23 protein-coding genes are annotated in these 18983 nt (G+C 62.5%); 13 read left to right on the top strand and 10 right to left on the bottom strand.

Features of this window, described 5'->3' with window-relative positions:
• Positions 1–8 precede the first annotated feature (8 nt).
• On the bottom strand, positions 9–1526 hold the full coding sequence (betC, locus tag ACLEJP_RS05765; protein WP_440804831.1) for a choline-sulfatase: 1518 nt from the start codon (positions 1524–1526) through the stop codon (positions 9–11).
• A gap of 108 nt (positions 1527–1634) precedes the next feature.
• On the opposite strand from betC, the gene ACLEJP_RS05770 reads away from it, so the two are divergent.
• A complete protein-coding gene (locus ACLEJP_RS05770) occupies positions 1635–2534 on the top strand; it encodes a choline sulfate utilization transcriptional regulator (RefSeq protein ID WP_440804832.1) in 900 nt (299 codons plus the stop codon).
• A 34-nt stretch (positions 2535–2568) separates the two neighbouring features.
• Here ACLEJP_RS05770 and ACLEJP_RS05775 read toward each other — a convergent pair whose 3' ends face one another.
• Complete coding sequence (locus ACLEJP_RS05775) at positions 2569–3186, bottom strand: NAD(P)-dependent oxidoreductase (protein ID WP_440804833.1); 618 nt, start codon at positions 3184–3186, stop codon at positions 2569–2571.
• Positions 3187–3238: 52 nt separating this feature from the next.
• Here ACLEJP_RS05775 and ACLEJP_RS05780 point away from each other — a divergent pair, with 52 nt between their 5' ends.
• On the top strand, positions 3239–3571 hold the full coding sequence (locus ACLEJP_RS05780; protein WP_296235134.1) for a DOPA 4,5-dioxygenase family protein: 333 nt from the start codon (positions 3239–3241) through the stop codon (positions 3569–3571).
• A gap of 120 nt (positions 3572–3691) precedes the next feature.
• On the opposite strand, the gene trpA is transcribed toward ACLEJP_RS05780, so the two are convergent.
• Positions 3692–4501, bottom strand: coding sequence for a tryptophan synthase subunit alpha (gene trpA / locus ACLEJP_RS05785; RefSeq protein ID WP_440804834.1), 810 nt, complete (start codon positions 4499–4501; stop codon positions 3692–3694).
• Positions 4498–5715, bottom strand: coding sequence for a tryptophan synthase subunit beta (gene trpB, locus ACLEJP_RS05790; protein WP_440804835.1), 1218 nt, complete (start codon positions 5713–5715; stop codon positions 4498–4500). Before trpB ends, trpA begins: the two co-directional genes overlap by 4 nt.
• A 110-nt stretch (positions 5716–5825) precedes the next feature.
• On the opposite strand from trpB, the gene ACLEJP_RS05795 reads away from it, so the two are divergent.
• The gene (locus ACLEJP_RS05795; protein ID WP_440804836.1) at positions 5826–6722 is read left to right on the top strand and encodes a LysR family transcriptional regulator; all 897 of its coding nucleotides are present in this window, start codon (positions 5826–5828) and stop codon (positions 6720–6722) included.
• Here the strand turns inward: ACLEJP_RS05795 and ACLEJP_RS05800 are convergent.
• Complete coding sequence (locus tag ACLEJP_RS05800; protein WP_440804837.1) at positions 6719–7042, bottom strand: DUF883 family protein; 324 nt, start codon at positions 7040–7042, stop codon at positions 6719–6721. The genes ACLEJP_RS05795 and ACLEJP_RS05800 overlap by 4 nt on opposite strands.
• A gap of 150 nt (positions 7043–7192) precedes the next feature.
• Between ACLEJP_RS05800 and ACLEJP_RS05805 the strand changes: the two genes are divergently transcribed.
• Both ACLEJP_RS05805 and ACLEJP_RS05810 read left to right on the top strand, forming a co-directional pair.
• Positions 7193–7408, top strand: a complete 216-nt coding sequence (locus ACLEJP_RS05805; RefSeq protein WP_170027603.1) for a dodecin — start codon at positions 7193–7195, stop codon at positions 7406–7408.
• 100 nt (positions 7409–7508) lie between these two features.
• Positions 7509–7730: a DUF1161 domain-containing protein gene (locus ACLEJP_RS05810; RefSeq protein ID WP_440804838.1), complete on the top strand. Its 222-nt coding sequence runs from the start codon at positions 7509–7511 to the stop codon at positions 7728–7730.
• A gap of 121 nt (positions 7731–7851) precedes the next feature.
• Here ACLEJP_RS05810 and ACLEJP_RS05815 read toward each other — a convergent pair whose 3' ends face one another.
• Positions 7852–8856 (bottom strand): LLM class flavin-dependent oxidoreductase, encoded by a 1005-nt coding sequence (locus tag ACLEJP_RS05815; RefSeq protein WP_440804839.1) that lies wholly within the window; start codon positions 8854–8856, stop codon positions 7852–7854.
• Between the two features lie 155 nt (positions 8857–9011).
• Between ACLEJP_RS05815 and ACLEJP_RS05820 the strand changes: the two genes are divergently transcribed.
• Together ACLEJP_RS05820 and ACLEJP_RS05825 are read left to right on the top strand one after the other, a co-directional pair.
• Complete coding sequence (locus ACLEJP_RS05820) at positions 9012–9437, top strand: OsmC family protein (protein ID WP_440804841.1); 426 nt, start codon at positions 9012–9014, stop codon at positions 9435–9437.
• Positions 9438–9510: 73 nt separating this feature from the next.
• Positions 9511–9744 carry a DUF1161 domain-containing protein gene (locus tag ACLEJP_RS05825; protein WP_440804842.1) on the top strand — a complete coding sequence of 78 codons (234 nt, stop codon included), beginning with the start codon at positions 9511–9513 and terminating at the stop codon, positions 9742–9744.
• A gap of 36 nt (positions 9745–9780) precedes the next feature.
• On the opposite strand, the gene ACLEJP_RS05830 is transcribed toward ACLEJP_RS05825, so the two are convergent.
• Both ACLEJP_RS05830 and ACLEJP_RS05835 read right to left on the bottom strand, forming a co-directional pair.
• Complete coding sequence (locus ACLEJP_RS05830) at positions 9781–10194, bottom strand: PA0061/PA0062 family lipoprotein (RefSeq protein WP_440804843.1); 414 nt, start codon at positions 10192–10194, stop codon at positions 9781–9783.
• A gap of 55 nt (positions 10195–10249) precedes the next feature.
• Complete coding sequence (locus ACLEJP_RS05835; protein WP_440804844.1) at positions 10250–10663, bottom strand: PA0061/PA0062 family lipoprotein; 414 nt, start codon at positions 10661–10663, stop codon at positions 10250–10252.
• A 66-nt stretch (positions 10664–10729) separates the two neighbouring features.
• Here ACLEJP_RS05835 and ACLEJP_RS05840 point away from each other — a divergent pair, with 66 nt between their 5' ends.
• Positions 10730–11866 carry an aminopeptidase gene (locus ACLEJP_RS05840; RefSeq protein ID WP_440804845.1) on the top strand — a complete coding sequence of 379 codons (1137 nt, stop codon included), beginning with the start codon at positions 10730–10732 and terminating at the stop codon, positions 11864–11866.
• A 45-nt stretch (positions 11867–11911) separates the two neighbouring features.
• On the opposite strand, the gene ACLEJP_RS05845 is transcribed toward ACLEJP_RS05840, so the two are convergent.
• Positions 11912–12562, bottom strand: a complete 651-nt coding sequence (locus tag ACLEJP_RS05845) for an HAD family hydrolase (protein ID WP_440804846.1) — start codon at positions 12560–12562, stop codon at positions 11912–11914.
• A 122-nt stretch (positions 12563–12684) separates the two neighbouring features.
• A complete protein-coding gene (locus tag ACLEJP_RS05850) occupies positions 12685–13233 on the bottom strand; it encodes a gamma carbonic anhydrase family protein (protein ID WP_440804848.1) in 549 nt (182 codons plus the stop codon).
• A gap of 66 nt (positions 13234–13299) precedes the next feature.
• Here ACLEJP_RS05850 and prlC point away from each other — a divergent pair, with 66 nt between their 5' ends.
• From prlC to trbC, 5 genes are all read left to right on the top strand, one after another.
• Positions 13300–15387, top strand: a complete 2088-nt coding sequence (gene prlC, locus ACLEJP_RS05855; protein ID WP_440804850.1) for an oligopeptidase A — start codon at positions 13300–13302, stop codon at positions 15385–15387.
• Positions 15384–15665 carry a YheV family putative zinc ribbon protein gene (locus ACLEJP_RS05860; protein ID WP_225779870.1) on the top strand — a complete coding sequence of 94 codons (282 nt, stop codon included), beginning with the start codon at positions 15384–15386 and terminating at the stop codon, positions 15663–15665. Before prlC ends, ACLEJP_RS05860 begins: the two co-directional genes overlap by 4 nt.
• A 428-nt stretch (positions 15666–16093) precedes the next feature.
• On the top strand, positions 16094–17152 hold the full coding sequence (locus ACLEJP_RS05865; RefSeq protein WP_440804852.1) for a PA0069 family radical SAM protein: 1059 nt from the start codon (positions 16094–16096) through the stop codon (positions 17150–17152).
• 462 nt (positions 17153–17614) lie between these two features.
• The gene (gene trbB, locus ACLEJP_RS05870; protein ID WP_440804854.1) at positions 17615–18571 is read left to right on the top strand and encodes a P-type conjugative transfer ATPase TrbB; all 957 of its coding nucleotides are present in this window, start codon (positions 17615–17617) and stop codon (positions 18569–18571) included.
• Positions 18572–18585: 14 nt separating this feature from the next.
• On the top strand, positions 18586–18981 hold the full coding sequence (gene trbC / locus ACLEJP_RS05875) for a conjugal transfer system pilin TrbC (RefSeq protein WP_440804856.1): 396 nt from the start codon (positions 18586–18588) through the stop codon (positions 18979–18981).
• Positions 18982–18983: the final 2 nt, after the last annotated feature.

An 18983-nucleotide genomic window follows, 5' to 3' on the forward strand; every position in this document is an offset into this window, starting at 1 on the left:
CTCTTTACTCATTCCAAGGGTGCGGGCTGTGGATAACGTGCCTTGCGCTCGAGGTCGTCGAGATCGATGTGGTTGCGCATGTACTGTTGGCTGGCGTCCACCCAGGGTTGGTGGTCCCAGCTTTTCAGCTTGCCGATGGCCAGCGCCTCGGCCACCAGGCGGCGGCGGCGCTGGCTGGCCAGCACTTGCTGGCGCAGGCTGGGGATATCCCAGCGTTGCTGTGCTTCATCGACAAATGCCTGCAGCAGCGCCTGATGATCCGGGCTGCTGGTGAGGTTCTCCCGCTCGTGCGGGTCGCGGCTCAGGTCATAGAGTAGGCATGGGTCGTCTTCGCTGTACACGAACTTGTACGGCCCGCGGCGGATCATCATCAGCGGCCCGACCGTGCCTTCGGCCATGTACTCGCCGATGACTTCGTCGTGGCCACCCTGCCCTTGCAAGTGGCCAAGCAGCGAGCGGCCGTCCAGGTGCAGGTTTTTATCCACAGACCCGCCAGCCAGTTCCACCAGCGTCGGCAGCAAGTCGCAGGTCGACACCGAGGCGTCCACGCGGCCTGCGGCGAAACGCTTCGGCGCGTGTATCAGCAGCGGCACCCGCGCCGACATCTCGAACCAGTGCATCTTGTACCAGAGGCCCCGCTCACCGAGCATGTCGCCGTGGTCGCCGGAGAACACGATCACGGTGTTGTTGGCCAGGTCGCATTCCTCGAGGGTTTGCAGCAGCTGGCCGATGTTGTCGTCGATGTAGCTGCAAGCGCCGAAGTAGGCGCGGCGAGCATCGCGGATCTTGTCCATCGGCAATGGCTTGTTCCACAGGTCGTAGACCTTCAGCAGGCGCTGCGAGTGGGGGTCGAGTTCCGCCTGCGCGAACTCGGCGCGGGGCATGGGGATATCCACACCCTCGTAGCGATCCCAGTAGCGCCTGGGGATGGTGTACGGGTCGTGCGGGTGGGTCATCGACACGGTCAGGCAGAACGGTCGGCCATGGTTTTCGCGAACGTGGTCGTACAGGTACTGGCGCGCCTTGAACAGCACTTCTTCGTCGAAATCCAGCTGGTTGGTACGCACGCACGGGCCGGCCTGCAGCACCGAGGACATGTTGTGATACCAGCTTGGGCGCACATCCGGTTCATCCCAGTTCACCGCCCAGCCGTAGTCTGCCGGGTAGATATCGCTGGTCAGACGTTCTTCGTAGCCATGCAACTGGTCCGGGCCACAGAAGTGCATCTTGCCCGACAGTGCGGTGCGGTAGCCCAGGCGGCGCAGGTAGTGGGCGTAGGTCGGCACATCGGCGGGGAAGTCGGCGGCGTTGTCGTAGGCGCCGATGCGGCTGGGCAACTGGCCGCTGACCAGGGTGAAACGGGACGGGGCGCACAATGGGCTGTTGCAGTAGGCGGCGTCGAACACCACCGCCTGCTCGGCCAGGCGGCTCAGATGTGGCATCTGGATCGGCGAAGGGGCGTAGATCGGCAGCAAGGGCGCGGCCATCTGGTCGGCCATGATGAACAGGATATTCGGGCGCGTCATGGTGGCTTCCATCGTTGAGAGTTATGCGAACCGCTTGCCTACCAAGATGCGACTGTGGATAACATGGGTAAAGCCCATGGCGAACAATGACCAGGATTAGCCAGACTTATGTTTGACCATCTCGCCGATTTGTCGCTGGATACCTTGCGCGTGTTCGAGGCCGCTGCGCGGCTGCGTGGCTTCACTGCTGCGGCGCTGGAGCTGGGCACCACGCAGCCGGCGGTGAGCCAGCAGGTCAAACGGCTGGAGGCTCAGTTGGGCACGCGCTTGTTCGACCGCATTTACCGGGGCATCGAGCTGACCGAAGCTGGCCAGGTGTTGTTCGAACAGGTGCATCAGGCCCTGCAGGCCATGGATGACGGCGTCGCTGAAGTCTGCGGGAAAGGCCAGCGCGAGGTGCTGCAGGTAGCGACCGACTTCGCTTTTGCGGCGTTCTGGCTGATGCCACGGTTGCAGCGCTTTCACCAGGCTTATCCACAGGTTGATGTAAGCCTGGTGACGGGTGAACGCAGCCAGGGCATGTTGCGCCCGGACATTGATGTGGCAGTGCTGTTTGGTGACGGGCGCTTCCACCAGGGCGAGAGCCGCTGGCTGTTCGATGAAGAGGTTTTTCCGGTCTGCAGCCCGCGGCTGATTCATGGCAAACCCTTGTCAGCCGAGGCTTTGCAACGATTGCCGTTGTTGCACCTGAAGGGCGAGCAGGCCAGCCGCTGGTTCGACTGGGCGGGGGTGTTTCGTGGGTTTGGCGTGGCCAGCCCGCCGCCGCCGGGGCAGCTGCGGTTTGATAACTATACCTTGCTGATTCAGGCGGCGATCGCCGGCCAGGGCGTGGCGATTGGCTGGGGGCATCTGGTGGACGGGTTGGTTGAGCAAGGGCTGTTGTGTCGACCTCTGGAAGGGAGTTTGCGTTCGGCGCGTGGGTATTACGCAGTGTTGCCGCCGCGCAAGCGGCGTGGGGCGTTGATAGAGCGATTTGTGGATTGGCTGGAGCGGGAGCGCAGTCTTTGAGATCTTGAGGCCGCTGCGCAGCAGCCCCGGCAATCTAGACCACAAAGTTCAGATGCTCGCCCCGGTGCAAATCCAGTTCCAGCATATCCACCATTCCCGCCGCGATCCTCGCCAAGTGCCGCAACGGTTCTGCCAACCCAGGCTCCAGCGTGCCCTCGGTACTGCGAAAATGCTCCATCCCCAACCCTGGCAGCTCCGGCGGCGAATTGATCAATGTCCACTGCAAGGCGCTGCGCTGCAACCCATCGACCATCTGGTCCATGCATTTCTGCTCCGCCTCACTGTGCTTGGCCGGCTTGTCCAGCACATCGAAATCGCCCACCAGCAACAGCCGGCGTATAGTCGTGCGCTTGAGCCCAGCCACCAGCGCCTCGCTCATGCGCGCCTGGCCTGGCAGGTCGCCCGGCGCCAGTGTCGATAACAGGGCAATCACCGCCGAACCGCCTGCCGCACCCTGTTCCGCCTGGTCGGCATCGCCCAGCCCGCCTATCTTGAAATGCAGGCCCGGGCGCGGCGCGTGGCGGTTCAGGTCATTCACCACGGCCGTGACTTCGTGCTGGCGCGACAGCAGCTCTACCATCAAGGCATAGCCCAGGCTGTTTTCAGGCCCGAACAGGACCAGCTTGAACACGGGCGTTTCGGCGTTTTTCACGGCATCACTCCCTTTGCAGGTGGTGAGGTTTGGACCGTAATCAGGAGTTATCGTGCAAAGAATCAAGGGTTACCACGCCCACGTGTATTACGACGCAGCGACCATGGCGCAGGCCCGTGAGTTGTGCGAGGAGGCTGCGCGACTGTTCCCGGTGACCATGGGGCGCATGCATCAGAAGCCGGTGGGGCCGCACCCGGACTGGAGCTGCCAGTTGGCGTTCGGGCCGGAGGTGGTAGGGGTGGTGTTGCCTTGGTTGGCGTTGTATCGCAAGGGGCTGGTGGTGTTCATGCACCCGCTGACCGGGGATGAACTGGCGGACCATCGGGACCATGCGATCTGGATGGGGGCTGTAAGGCCTTTGGATCTGTCTATTTTTGGGGGCTGAGGCTCTGTTGCTTACGAGGGCCTCTTCGCGGGCACGCCCGCTCCCACAGGGATATCACAGGGCCTGAGTACGGCGCTGTACCTGTGGGAGCGGGTATGCCCGCGAAGAGGGCGACGCAGATCAGCGGCGAGCGCCGCGCACCCCTTCAGCCAGTGCCGAGCACAGGCTCAGCACATCGTTCACTGCCTGCTCGGCACTCTTGGCCTGGGCGATCTTGTCGACCAGCGCCGAACCCACCACCACACCGTCCGCCAGGCGGGCGATGTTCGCCGCCTGCTCCGGCGTACGAATGCCGAAGCCTACGCTGATCGGCAGGTCGGTATGCCGACGCAGGCGGGCAATGGCCTCGGTCACGTGTTCGGTGGTCGCCGAGCCGGCACCGGTCACACCGGCCACCGACACGTAGTAGACGAACCCGGAGCTGCGCTCCAGCACGCGCGGCAGGCGCGCATCGTCGGTGGTCGGGGTGGTCAGGCGGATGAAGTCGATGCCTGCGGCCTGGGCCGGGGTGGCCAGTTCGGCGTCGTGCTCTGGCGGCAGGTCGACGATGATCAGGCCATCGACGCCCGCTTGCCTGGCTTCGGCCACGAACTGTTCCACGCCAAAGCGGTGGATCGGGTTGTAGTAGCCCATCAATACGATCGGGGTGGTCTGGTTTTCCACACGGAAATCGCGAACCATCTGCAGGGTCTTGGCCAGCGTCTGGCCGGCTTCCAGGGCCCGCAGGGTGGCCAGCTGGATGGCCACGCCATCGGCCATCGGGTCAGTGAATGGCATGCCCAGTTCGATCACGTCGGCGCCGGCTGCCGGCAGGCCCTTCAGGATCTGCAGCGAGGCGTCATAGCCAGGGTCGCCCGCAGTAATGAAGGTGACCAGTGCCGAGCGGCCTTCGGCCTTCAGCTCGGCGAAGCGTTGTTCAAGACGGCTCATGCCTGTTTCTCCTGGGCGGCCATGTGGTTCATGACGGTTTGCATGTCTTTGTCGCCGCGGCCCGAGAGGCACACGACCATCAGGTGGTCCTTGGGCAGCTTCGGTGCACGCTTGATCGCTTCGGCCAGCGCATGGGAGCTTTCCAGGGCCGGGATGATGCCTTCGAGGCGGCAGGTGGCGTGGAACGCATCCAGCGCCTCATCGTCGGTGATGCTGACGTATTCCACACGTTTCACTTCGTGCAGGTAGGCGTGCTCCGGGCCGATGCCCGGGTAGTCCAGGCCGGCGGAAATCGAGTGGGCGTCGGTGATCTGGCCATCCGCATCCTGCAGCAGGTAGGTGCGGTTGCCATGCAGCACGCCTGGGACGCCGCCGTTGAGGCTGGCAGCATGCTTGTCGGTATGCACACCGTGGCCACCAGCTTCGACGCCGATGATCTGCACGCTCGGTTCTTCAAGGAATTCATGGAACAGGCCCATGGCGTTGGAGCCGCCGCCGACGCAGGCGACCAGGCTGTCCGGCAGGCGGCCTTCCTTCTCTTGCAACTGGGCGCGGGTTTCCTTGCCGATGATCGACTGGAAGTCGCGGACCATTGCCGGGTACGGGTGTGGGCCGGCCACGGTACCGATCAGGTAGAAGGTGTCTTCGACGTTGGTGACCCAGTCGCGCAGGGCCTCGTTCATGGCGTCTTTCAGGGTACCGGTACCTGCGGTGACCGGAACAATTTCGGCGCCCAGCAGCTTCATGCGGAATACGTTGGCCTGCTGGCGCTCGATGTCGGTGGCGCCCATGTAGATCACGCAAGGCAGGCCGAAGCGGGCCGCGACGGTAGCGGTCGCCACGCCGTGCATGCCGGCACCGGTTTCGGCGATCAGGCGCTTCTTGCCCATGCGCTTGGCCAGCAGTACCTGGCCGATGCAGTTGTTCACCTTGTGCGCGCCGGTGTGGTTCAACTCTTCACGCTTGAAGAAGATCTTGGCGCCGCCGCAGTGTTCGGTCAGGCGCTCGGCGAAGTACAGCGGGTTGGGGCGGCCAATGTAGTCGCGCTGGAAATACGCCAGCTCTTCAAGGAATTTCGGGTCAGCCTTGGCTGACTCGTATTCGCGGGCCAGGTCCAGCACCAGAGGCATCAGGGTTTCGGCCACGTAGCGGCCGCCGAACGAGCCGAACAGGCCGTTGGCGTCGGGGCCGGGGCGGTATTGGGACTGGGTCATGGGGCGCTCCAGGGCGTAATGGATGAGTGATGGGCTTTACTCTAACCACGACAGGCCCGGCTGAAAACCGATAAGATTGCGCAAACTTGTCAGGAAAACTCACAGGTACCATGGCCCACGACCTCCCTCCCCTCAATGCCCTGCGGGCCTTCGAGGCCACCGCCCGGCTGAATAGTGTCAGCCAGGCGGCTGAAGCGCTGCACGTTACCCATGGCGCAGTCAGCCGGCAACTCAAGGTGCTTGAGGAGCACTTGGGCGTTGCCCTGTTCATCAAGGATGGACGCGGCATCAAACTCACAGATGCCGGTGTGCGTCTGCGTGATGCCAGCGGCGAAGCGTTCGACCGGCTGCGCGGCGTATGTGCCGAACTCAGCCGAGACGTGAGTGAGGCACCATTCGTCCTGGGTTGCTCAGGCAGCTTGTTGGCGCGCTGGTTCATACCGCGGCTGGGGCGGCTGAAAGCCGATTTGCCCGAGCTGCGCCTGCACCTGTCGGCAGGCGAAGGCGACCTCGACCCGCGGCGGCCGGGGTTGGATGCGCTGTTGGTGTACGCCGAACCGCCATGGCCGGCGGACATGCAAGTGCACATGCTGGCCGAGGAGCGCATCGGGCCGGTGCTCAGCCCGCATTATTCCGGTTTCGAGCGCTTGCAGGGGGCGCCTGCCAGCGCCCTGCTCGACGAAGCCCTGCTGCACACCACCTCGCGCCCGCAGGCTTGGCCGACCTGGGCGGCGGAACAAGGGCTGAATCCGGCGGCACTGCAGCATGGGCAGGCCTTCGAGCATTTGTATTACCTGCTGGAAGCGGCGGTGGCAGGCTTGGGCGTAGCCATTGCACCACAGCCGCTGGTCGCCGATGACCTGCGGGCCGGGCGCCTGAATGCGCCTTGGGGCTTTTCCCCCACTACTGCAGTGCTGGCGTTGTGGGTGCCCCGGCGCGCCGCGGACGGGCGCGCCGAGCAGCTGGCGCAGTGGCTACGTGCCGAACTGGCCAGCCAAGGCGCCTAGTTGCGCTTGCACAGCAGGTAGGCCGCCAGCAGGCCCAGTGCACCGATGGCGACGCCTGCCGTGGTGTAGGGGTGCTGCTGGGCGTAGTCACGGGTAGCGATGCCGGTCTGGCGGGTACGTTGCTTCACTTCTTCGTAGGCATCGCTCAACAGGCTCCGAGAATGACGAAGGGCGCTTTCGGCGCTGCTGCGGATGGCCTTGACCGACTTCTGGGACTCTTCCGAAGCGTCATGCTTGAGGCTTTCCAGGCTCTTCAGCAGGCTTTCGATCTCGGCTTCCATGCTTTCCAGGGACGCTTTACGCAGCGAATTGCGGTGCATGTTGACTCTCCTTCGCGTTGTGGGCTGTAGAGGTTGCGACTGCCAAGCGAAGCGAAAGTGCGATCGAACTTTCCACATTCGTGCCGGCTCGCAGGTAAACGCTGCCTGCGCTGCTAGGCTCAATCACACCGTCATCCAAGGAGAGTGCTCATGACCGACCATCACACGTACAAGAAGATCGAGCTGGTAGGGTCTTCGACCACCAGCATAGAAGAGGCGATCAACAATGCCCTCGCCGAAGCCGGCAAGAGCATCAAGCACTTGGAGTGGTTCGAGGTGGTCGACACCCGTGGCCATATTCGCGACAACAAGGCGGCGCACTTCCAGGTCACGCTGAAGGTCGGCTTCCGTATCGCCAACAGCTGAAATGTTACCGGGCTGGATGAGTCCGGCAGGATGGGATATTCAAGAAGCGGGCGCCTCGGCAGGCGCCCTTTCTGATCGGGTCTGCACAAGGAAGCAATCGATGAACAAACTGATTCTGGCGCTGGGGCTGATGGGCCTGGCCAGTGGTGCGTTGGCAGCAGGCAAGCCCTGCGAGGAGCTGAAGGCGGAGATTGCCGCCAAGCTGGATGCCAAGGGGGTTCAGGGATACACCCTGGAGGTCGTGGAGAAGGGCGAACCGGCGGGCAAGGTGATTGGTAGCTGCGAGGCCGGCACCAAGGAGATCGTGTACCGCCGTGGCTGATGGCATGGCGTCATCGCCGGCCAGATAGGCGCTGACCGTGGCGCTTTCGGTGTAGGCGCGGCCGTGTGTCGAGAAGGGCCGCGCCTGCAACTGACCGCGCCGGGTTTGCCGGCGCCGAAGGTCACTCGGCCCTGAGGGCCTGCGCCAGCAGTTCATAGGACCGCACCCGGTCGGCATGCTCATACAGGTCACAGGTAAAGATCAGCTCGTCCGCCCCGGTCTGCTCCAGCAGCACTTCCACTTTGGCCCGCACTTTCTGCGGGCTACCAATCATCGCCAGGCCCAGGAAGCTGCCCACCGCATCCCGCTCATGCGGTAGCCACAGGCCATCCATGCTTGCCACCGGCGGCTTCTGCATCAGGCTCTGCCCGCGTATCAGCGCCAGGATGCGCTGATACACCGAGGTGGCCAGGTATTCGGCCTTTTCATCGGTTTCAGCCACGACCATGGGAATGCCCAGCATCACGTACGGCTTGTCCAGCGTGGTCGAGGGCTTGAAGTGGTTGCGGTACACGCGAATCGCCTCGTGCATGTAGCGTGGTGCGAAGTGCGAGGCGAAGGCGTAGGGCATGCCGCGCATGCCGGCCAACTGGGCACTGAACAGGCTGGAGCCAAGCAGCCACATGGGCACATCGGTATCGTGCCCTGGCACCGCGATGACTTTCTGGTCATCGGTACGCGGGCCGAGATAACGCGACAGCTCCTCGACATCGTCCGGGAAGTCGTCCGGGCCGCCAGCACGGTCGCGGCGCAGGGCGTAGGCGGTCATCTGGTCGGAACCCGGTGCGCGGCCCAGGCCAAGGTCGATGCGCCCCGGGTACAGGCTGGCCAGGGTGCCGAACTGTTCGGCGATCACCAGCGGTGCATGGTTGGGCAGCATGACCCCGCCGGAACCCACGCGAATGCTCGAAGTACCGCCGGCCAGGTAGCCGATCAATACAGCAGTAGCCGAGCTGGCGATGCCGTCCATGTTGTGGTGCTCAGCCACCCAGAAGCGGTGGTAGCCAAAGCGTTCGACGTGTTGCGCCAGGTCCAGCGAGTTGCGTAGCGACTGCGCCGGGCCGGCGTCGGCGCGCACCGGCACCAGGTCGAGGGTGGATATTTTCAGGTCACGCAGCTGTGTCATGGAGCCTCCGCAGAAGTGGTTGGCCAGAGGCCTTTTTGACTCTGTATGGGCGCATTCGTTGGATTCAATGCCTGCGGTCAGATTGCGCTGAACTTGCCCGGCGCGACAGGCCTCTGAACCGGTAGACGTCTGTAACCCATTGACCAGGAGGGAGCATGAAAAAGACAGCATCGGCGATCTGGCAAGGTGGCCTGAAGGACGGCAAGGGCCTGCTTTCCACGGAAAGCGGGGCGCTCAAGCAGAACCCCTATGGCTTCAATACCCGTTTCGAAGGGTCGCCCGGAACCAACCCGGAGGAGCTGATCGGAGCGGCACATGCTGGCTGTTTCTCGATGGCGCTGTCGATGATGCTGGGTGACGCGGGGCTGACCGCCGAGCGGATCGACACGGCTGCCGAGGTGACACTCGACAAGCAACCTGATGGCTTTGCCATTACCGCCGTACACCTGGTGTTGCGGGCCAAGGTGCCCGGGGCAAGCGAGGCGCAGTTCCTGGATATCGCCAACAAGGCCAAGGCCGGCTGCCCAGTGTCCAAGGTGCTGAACGCCAAGATCAGCCTGGATGCGGCGCTGGTGGGTTGAAGCGGTGCAATGGGGGCAGTTTGCTGTAGGCTAGACCGCGTCGGCAGCATGCTGCCCTTTGAGGAGCCGTTTCATGATACGCGTAGCAATCGCCGTGTTGGCTTCCCTGGTCGCCACCTCTGCGTTGGCGGCGGTAAAGCCGTGCGAGGAGCTCAAGGCCGAGATCGAGGCCAAGATACAGGCCCAGGGGGTTGCCTCCTACACCTTGGAGATCGTGCCCAATAGCGAGGTCAAGGACCCGAACATGGTCGTCGGGACCTGCGATGGCGGGACCAGGAAGATCATCTACCAGAAGAATGATCAGTAGCTTCGCAACCTCGGGGCTGCGCTGCAGCTCCGAGGTTCAGGGGATGCAGAACACTTCGCTGGGTTCGTTGACCACCACCTTGCGGTTGCCGTCATACAACAGCACCTGCGGCTCCATCACCGGCGCCCTTGCCTCCAGGCGGTAGCGTTCACCGGCCTTGAAGTCGTCGAAGCGCACGGTCAGGTAGCAGGTGCGGTCTCTGGGGTCGGTAGTGATGCCGCCTGAGTAGATCTCGTAATCGAAACGCACGACCAGCTCGTGTTTGCCGGGCGTTACCTGGAAGTAACGGCCATCATCCAGACGCTTGCCGTCGAGGCGGTCGGCCATGATTACCCTGCCTGGGGTCATGGTGTAGAGGTCGACCCAGGCCTGCTTGGGGTCGACGGGCGGCAAGGGGCTGGCGCAGGCCCCCAGGGTACTGAGAGCGATCAGCATCATCGGCTGGCGCATGGCAAGACTCCCGCTTGCGATTCACAAGGTACAAGCATAGCGCCATTTATGCGTGTCAGCTGTGCTGGCAGCCCGCAGGCAAGCCCTGCCCGACCAGCTTTTGCTGGTGATCGTAGAGCTTGATCCAGGGGCGGAAACCGATGCTGCCCGCCTGCAGCTGGTAGCGCTGGCCGGCGCTGAAGTCCTTGAAGGTCAGCTTGACCTGGCAATCGCGCCACAGCGGCTCTTCGACCGGGCCGATATTGCTGGGGGTGACCGGAAACTGGTAGCGCACGGTCAGCTCGTGGCTGCCAGGCGGTACTTCGAAATAACGGCTGTCGGCCCAGTCTCGTTCATCGACTTGCAGCGCATGCAGCGAGGTATTGTCGTACGGGGTGAGGTCGATCCAGGCCTGGTTCGGGTCTGGGTCTGGCAGGGTCGAGCAGGCGGATATCAGCAACAGTGAGCCGGCGACCAACAGTGCACGCATGGCGAAACTCCCCCTTGGCGAGATAGTCTTGGAGTGAAACGGCCTAGAGCGAGTCTGACGTACCGGATGCTTCGATTTTTTCTTGTTCAGCGCTCGGGCCATGGGGCACTCGACCGCATTTTCACCCGTTTGGTTCCCACGCTTGCCGCGCTCCTGCTGAACGGTTGCGCCAGTGTGGCCTATTACGGGCAGTTGGCCGAAGGCCAGTGGCAACTGCTGCGCGCCCGTCAGTCGGTGGAGCGGGTAGTGGCCGACCCTGCTACCCCGCCGCAATTGCGTGAGCGCCTGACGCATGCCGAGCAGGCACGCGTGTTTGCCAGCCAGCAGCTGAAGCTGCCGGACAACCGCAGCTACCGGGTCTATGTGGAACTTGGCCGGCCCTATGTGGTGTGGAATGTGTTCGCCACCCCCGAGCTGTCACTGCAGCCGGTCACGCACTGCTTTCCGATCGCAGGCTGTGTAGCGTATCGCGGCTACTACCAGCTCGGTGCCGCGCGTGGAGCGGCAGCGTTGATGCGCCAGGACGGCATGGATGTTTACGTGAGTGGCGTGGAAGCCTACTCGACCCTGGGCTGGTTCGATGACCCGATCCTGTCGTCGATGGTGGGCTGGGGTGATGAGCGCCTGGCCACGCTGATTTTCCATGAACTGGCACACCAGCGCTTCTATGTGCAGGACGACACCGCGTTCAACGAGTCATTCGCCTCCTTCGTCGAGCAGGAAGGTACGCGGCAATGGCGCATGGCGCGTGGGCTTGCAGCGGTTGATCGGACCCAGGGGCAGCAACGTGACCAGTTCACCCGGCTGGTGCTGGCCAGCCGCGAGCGATTGCAGGCCATTTATGCCGGGCCGTTGGATGATGCGCACAAGCGAAAGGCCAAGCAGGCTGAGTTCGCACGGCTAAGGCGGGAGTATCGGCAGCTGCGTGATGGCCAGTGGGGCGGTGACAAGCGTTACGACGCCTGGATGTATGGGCCGATGAACAATGCCAAGCTGTTGCCGTTCGGGTTGTATGACCAGTGGGTGCCAGCGTTCGCGGCGCTGTTTCGCGAGGTGGGTGGGGACTGGGCGCGGTTCTATGAGCGGGTGGAGCAGTTGGGAAGGCTGCCGATCGAGGAGCGGAAGGCGGCGTTGCAGCGGTTGATGGTTGACCCATCAGGTGTTGCGGCCCATCGCGATGCAAAGCCTATGCGGTCCTGGTAGGAGCGGCCTTGCGTCGCGATGGGCTGTACAGCAGCCCCATCGCCCTCAAGCCTGGAGAAACGCCCGATGCATTTCAGCCAAGGTTGCAAAGTGATAGGCGGGTTCCTCCGCCATCAACTCCTCCTGGCTGCCAAACCCATACCCCACCGCCACTGCCTGCAAGCCGTTGCTGCGTGCACCGATCAGGTCATGCTTGCGGTCACCGATCATCAGCGTCTGCGCCGGGTCGAGCCCTTCTTCGTCCAGCAGATGGCGAATCAGCTCGACCTTGTTGGTGCGCGTGCCGTCCAGTTCACTGCCGTAGATCACCTTGAAATGGTGGTCGAAGGCGAAGTGGCGGGCAATTTCACGGGCGAATTCCCAAGGTTTGGAGGTGGCGATATACAGTGTGCGCCCTTGTTTGTTCAGGGCTGCGAGCAGTTCCGGCACACCTTCGAACACCAGGTTTTCATACAGGCCGGTGACGCGGAAGCGTTCCCGGTAGAAATTCACCGCTTCCCAGGCCTTGGCCTCGTCGAAGCTGTAGAACTGCATGAACGCCTGCAGCAAGGGCGGACCGATGAAGTGCTCGAGGCGGGCCAGGTCCGGCTCGTCGATGCCCAGCTTGGCCAGGGCGTACTGGATCGAGCGGGTGATGCCCAGGCGTGGGTCGGTCAGCGTACCGTCGAGGTCGAAGAGGATGTTCTGCTGGTGCATTTACATAGGTTCCACTTGAGTGCTGCGTGGCCTTCTTCGCGGGCTCGCCCGCTCCCACAGGTACAGCGCTGGCCTTGAAGACTCCACTAGACCTGTGGGAGCGGGCAAGCCCGCGAATGCGGTCATTCTGGTTGATCGAAGCCTTCGGCCAGGTGCTGGTCCTTGAGCTTCACATAGTTGCTGGCGCTGTAGGCAAAGAACGCATGCTCCTTGTCATTCAGCAGCCGGGCCTGTTTCGCCGGGCTGCCCATGTACAGGTAGCCGCTGACCAGGCGTTTGCCCGGCGGTACCAGGCTGCCGGCGCCAATGATCACTTCGTCCTCGACGATGGCGCCATCCATGATGGTGCTGCCCATGCCGACCAGGATGCGGTTGCCCAGGGTGCAGCCATGCAACATGACCTTGTGGCCGATGGTCACCTCGTCGCCGATGATCAGCGGGAAACCGTCAGGGTTGAACGGGCTGGCGTGGGTGATGTGCAGGACACTGCCGTCCTGCACGCTGGTGCGTGCGCCGATGCGGATACGGTGCATGTCGCCGCGCACCACGGTCAGCGGCCACACCGAGCTGTCCTCGCCGATCTCCACGTCGCCCAGCACCACCGCCGAACGGTCGACGAAGGCCCGTGGTCCAACTTTCGGAGTGTGTTGCTGGAAGCTTCGGATGGCCATGATAGCGTCTCTCATCTGTGCCGATAGGCAGGCTGCCTGCTGCGGTCGGCGTCGATTGTAATTAAGATGGGGGAGTGTTTCTTCTGCCAAGGTATCCAAACCGTGAGTGCGAACAACCCGCTTCTGCAGTCCTACGATCTGCCGCCCTTCTCGCAAATCCGTGCCGAACACGTATTGCCGGCGATCGAAGCGATCCTGGCCGACAACCGTAAAGCCATTGCCGAGATCCTCGAAAAGCAAGGCAAGAACCCCACCTGGGCCGGCCTGGTGCTGGCCATGGACGAACTGAACGACCGCCTGGGCGCCGCCTGGAGCCCGGTCAGCCACCTCAATGCAGTGTGCAACAGCCCGGAGCTGCGCGAGGCCTATGAGTCGTGCCTGCCGGCGCTCAGCGCCTACTCTACCGAACTCGGGCAGAACCGTGCGCTGTTCGAAGCCTACCAGGCGCTGATCGACAGCCCGGAGGCCGCCGGCTTCGACGTGGCGCAAAAGACTATCCTCGAGCATGCCCTGCGTGACTTCCGCCTGTCGGGTATCGACCTGCCGGCGGACAAGCAGCAGCGCTACGCCGAAGTACAGAGCAAGCTCAGCGAGCTGGGCAGCCGCTTCTCCAACCAGTTGCTCGACGCCACCCAGGCCTGGACCAAGCACGTGACCGACGAAGCCGCACTCGCCGGCCTGACCGACTCGGCCAAGGCGCAGATGGCGGCAGCAGCCCAGGCCAAGGGGCTCGACGGCTGGCTGATCACCCTCGAGTTCCCCAGCTACTACGCGGTGATGACCTACGCCGACGACCGCGCCCTGCGCGAAGAGCTGTATGCCGCCTACTGCACCCGTGCCTCGGACCAGGGCCCGAATGCCGGCCAGTTCGACAATGGCCCGGTGATGCAGGAAATCCTCGCCCTGCGCCAGGAGCTGGCCGAACTGCTGGGCTACAGGAATTATGCCGAGCTGAGCCTGGCCACCAAGATGGCCGAGTCCAGCGACCAGGTGCTGAGCTTCCTGCGCGACCTGGCCAAGCGTTCCAAGCCGTTCGCCGCACAGGACCTGGCGCAGCTCAAGGCCTATGCCGCCGAGCAGGGCTGCCCGGAACTGGCCAGCTGGGACGCCGGTTACTTCGGCGAAAAACTGCGCGAGCAGCGCTACAGTGTGTCGCAGGAAGCCCTGCGCGCCTACTTCCCGATCGACAAGGTGCTGGGTGGCCTGTTCAGCATCGTGCAGCGCCTGTACGGCATTGAAATCGCTGAACTCAAGGGTTTCGACAGCTGGCACCCGGACGTGCGCCTGTTCGAGATCAAGGAAAACGGCCAGCACGTCGGCCGCTTCTTCTTCGACCTGTACGCGCGCGCCAACAAGCGTGGTGGTGCCTGGATGGACGGCGCGCGTGACCGCCGCCGCACCGCCGATGGCCGGTTGCAGAGCCCGGTGGCCAACCTGGTCTGCAACTTCACTCCGGCAGCCCCGGGCAAGCCGGCCTTGTTGACCCACGACGAAGTGACCACGCTGTTCCACGAATTCGGTCACGGCCTGCACCACCTGCTGACCCGCATCGAGCATGCCGGTGTTTCCGGCATCAACGGCGTGGCCTGGGACGCTGTCGAGCTGCCCAGCCAGTTCATGGAAAACTGGTGCTGGGAGCCTGAAGGCCTGGCGCTGATCTCCGGCCATTTCGAAACCGGTGCGCCGCTGCCGCAAGACCTGCTGGACAAGATGCTGGCGGCGAAGAACTTCCAGTCGGGCATGATGATGGTACGTCAGCTGGAGTTCTCGCTGTTCGACTTCGAACTGCACGCCAGCCATGGCGATGGTCGTAGTGTGCTGCAGGTGCTCGAGGGCGTACGCGACGAGGTTTCGGTGATGCGCCCACCTGCGTACAACCGCTTCCCGAACAGCTTTGCTCACATCTTCGCGGGCGGTTATGCGGCCGGTTACTACAGTTACAAGTGGGCCGAAGTGCTGTCGGCCGATGCCTTCTCGCGCTTCGAGGAAGAGGGCGTGCTGAATGCCGAGACCGGTCGCGCCTTCCGCGAGGCGATCCTGGCGCGTGGCGGTTCGCTCGAGCCGATGGTGCTGTTCGTCGACTTCCGTGGCCGGGAACCTTCCATCGATGCCTTGCTGCGCCACAGTGGCCTGAGCGAGGACGCTGCAGCATGAGTGAGGTAGCCGTGAACAAGACCAAGAAGCGCTTCATTGCCGGGGCGGTGTGCCCGGCATGCAGCGAGACCGACAAGCTGATGATGTGGAACGAAGACGGCGTACCGCACCGCGAGTGCGTAGCCTGCGGCTTTACCGACACCCTCAACGAGCAGGGCCTGTCAGTGCCGAAGGAGCTTGGCACGCGGGTCAACCAGCAGGCACCGAAAGCGGCGCCGGCGAAGGTCCAGACCGTGCAGTTCTTTCCCAACCCGAAGCTGAAGAAACCGGCTGAATAAAGCCTTCGTGCCGCCCGGGCGCAATGCCCGGTTGGTAGATCGTCAGGCCATCTATCGTGCACCGGCCATGCAAGTTCTCCTGCTCTTTTCCACGAGCAAGGCGCGGAAGAGATTGCACGTGACCTGAACATGGCCCTGTTCGACCTGGACCTACGCCAAACGATGGCGGGACGCTTGAGAAAACCATGGAGGTCCGACCAGGGCTGCTCGACCGCGCCACTGGCCGTGAATTGCAGGAGGCGTTGTTCTCTTCCGGGGCATCGCTGCCGCTGCACGAAGGTATCGAACGAAGCATTTCTTGGCCAAACGGCGAGCCATGCGCCTTACCAGCGCTGGCACGGCCTGGGCTGAGGTCCGCTGACCAGAGGTGCTGGATAGTTCATTGCTGGCACTATACTGTATATAAATACAGTATACGGGGCAGAGCCATGATTTACCCAGCACCGCCAAAGGGCCGCGGTACGGCACACAATCCGCACAACCGCTTTGCCCCCAGCCACTCGGTGGCGGAGGATGACGGCTGGTACCAGGAGGTGCCGCAAACCCAGGGCACCGAAGTGCGGGTCGAGGCGGCCAAATCGGTGATCAGCCGTAATACCTCCCCCGATTTGCCGTTCGATCGGTCCATCAATCCCTATCGGGGTTGCGAGCACGGGTGCATCTACTGCTACGCCCGCCCCTCGCATGCCTACTGGGACCTTTCGCCCGGCCTGGATTTCGAGACCAAACTGATCGCCAAGACCAACGCTGCCGAGGTACTTGCGCAACAACTGAGCAAGCCGGGTTATGTGTGCGCGCCAATCAATCTGGGCTCCAATACCGATCCGTACCAGCCGATCGAGCGGGAACAGATGTTGACCCGGCGCCTGCTCGAAGTGCTGCTGCGCTTTCGCCATCCGGTGACCATCGTCACCAAGGGCGCGCTTGTTCTGCGTGACCTCGACCTGCTGGCTGAAATGGCCAGGCAGGGGCTGGCGCGGGTAATGATCAGCCTCACCACCCTGGACGACGACCTCAAGCGAGTACTCGAGCCCCGTGCCGCCTCACCCAAGGCCAGGTTGCGCGCCATCCGCGTATTGCGCGAAGCCGGCGTGCCGGTGGGCGTGCTGTGTTCACCAATGATTCCGATGATCAACGACAGTGAACTGGAGCGCCTGCTGGAAGCGGCCCAGGAGGCAGGTGCACAGAGTGCCACCTATATGATGCTGCGGCTGCCGCTGGAAGTGGCGCCGCTGTTCGAACAATGGCTGCAGGACCATTACCCGCAGAGGGCCGCCCACGTGCTGAGCCTGATTCGCCAGAGCCGCGGCGGCGAATTGTACGACAGCCGCTTCGGCACGCGAATGCGTGGTGAAGGGGTATTTGCCGAGTTGCTGGCGCAACGCTTCGCCAAGGCAATGCGTAGGCTGAATTTTGAGGGAAGAGAGGTGCAAACACTCGATTGTACGAAGTTCTCTCCCCCAGGAAGCCAATTGGCGCTGTTCTGATTTAGATGCAGGTCTTGAATAGGCTACGGGGCGTCAATCTGCTTCTACCGGATGGCTGAACAATATTTGCGCGCACAGGTAGGAATGCGTCGCGGTCGAGTGTGAATTGCATCACGGTTTATGACTGTAAAGTGATGGCATTTATGTGTCAGCACGATGCGTGCTGGTGATGGAAGCCTGATTCAGAGCGGTTTACATCAGTTTTAGCAGGCCTGGATAGTGGCATTTTAGTGCTATTCTTGTAGGAGAAAGCTTACATGGAAGTAAGAGATTTACTATTTCGTTAACAATTGTTGCTCGGGTAATCTCCGCGCCCTTACAAGGTGCCTCGCTCACAGTCGGTAAAGTTCTTGCTGGTATCGCCAGTTCAACTGTGCGCCGAGTTTGATGATTTGCAGGCGCAGGGAGCTTGAATGTCCTTCCCGTGAATAGGGCAGGCCTCATTTTCATGGACGATTAAGTGTGGAAACTGCAGAAACTGCCAGCCTGAAAGAACGCGCCAGGAAAAAACTGGAGCGCGATGCCGGCCCGCTCATCATCGACGCGCTGAACGATCCGCAAACCGTCGAGCTGATGTGCAATGGCGACGGCAAACTCTGGCTTGAGCAGTTGGGCCAGCCGATGAAACACATCGGCGATCTGCGCCCGGCGCAGGCCGAGTCGATCATCAAGACCGTGGCCGGCTTCCATGGCAAGGAAGTGACCCGCAGCAAGCCGCTTCTCGAAGGTGAGTGGCCGCTTGACGGCTCGCGCTTCGCAGGCCAGCTCCCGCCGGTAGTGCGCGCGGCCACTTTCGCTATCCGCAAAAAGGCAGTGGCCATCTATACCCTGGACCAGTACGTCGAGTCGTCGATCATGACGCCTGTCCAGTGCGATGCGATCAAGCGCGCCATCCGCGAGCACCGCAACATCCTGGTGATCGGCGGTACCGGTACCGGCAAGACCACCCTGGTCAACGCGGTCATCAATGAAATGGTCGTCGAATTTCCCGCCGAGCGCGTGTTCATCATCGAGGACACCGGCGAGATTCAATGCGCGGCCAAGAATTTCGTGCAGTACCACACCACCGTTGACGTGAGCATGACCCACCTGCTCAAAACTTCGCTGCGCATGCGCCCCGATCGCATCCTGGTCGGCGAAGTACGTGGCGAAGAGGCACTCGACCTGATTGATGCCTGGAACACCGGCCATCCTGGTGGCGCAGCTACCTTGCACGCCAACAGCGCCAGCGAGGGGCTGACGCGTCTGAAATCCCTTGTTTCCCGCAACAAATCGGCCCCGGCCGAGATCGAGCCGCTGATTGGCGAAGCGGTTCACGTCGTCATTTCAATCGCCAGAACACCTGAAGGCCGTCGCATCCAGGAGATCCTCGAGGTTTCCGGATATGAGAACGGCCGTTACCTCATGCGCAACCTTTAAGGAAAATATCGCACATGCAAGCCAACATCTCGCTGTTCCGTTTCAACGCTCAATCGTTTGGCTATCTGGCCCTCGGCTTCTTCATGCTGGCCGTGATGGTGGCTCCGGATAACGCCTTCGCTGCGTCCAGCACCGGCGGTTCGCTGCCCTATGAAAGCTGGCTGACCTCGCTGCGTCAATCGGTTACCGGCCCTGTAGCTTTTGCTTTGTCGATCATCGGCATCGTGGTTGCCGGTGGCGTTCTGATCTTTGGTGGTGACCTCAATGGCTTCTTCCGTACGCTGATCTTCCTGGTGCTGGTAATGGCACTTATCGTTGGTGCCAACAACATCATGACCAGCTTCTTCGGTACCAGTGCCGAACTGGCACAGCTGCTGCCGCAGCATGGCTTGGTACAAGGTCAGGTCTGAAT

Source organism: Pseudomonas sp. SMV7 (assembly GCF_052041995.1).
Classification (GTDB): Bacteria; Pseudomonadota; Gammaproteobacteria; order Pseudomonadales; family Pseudomonadaceae; genus Aquipseudomonas.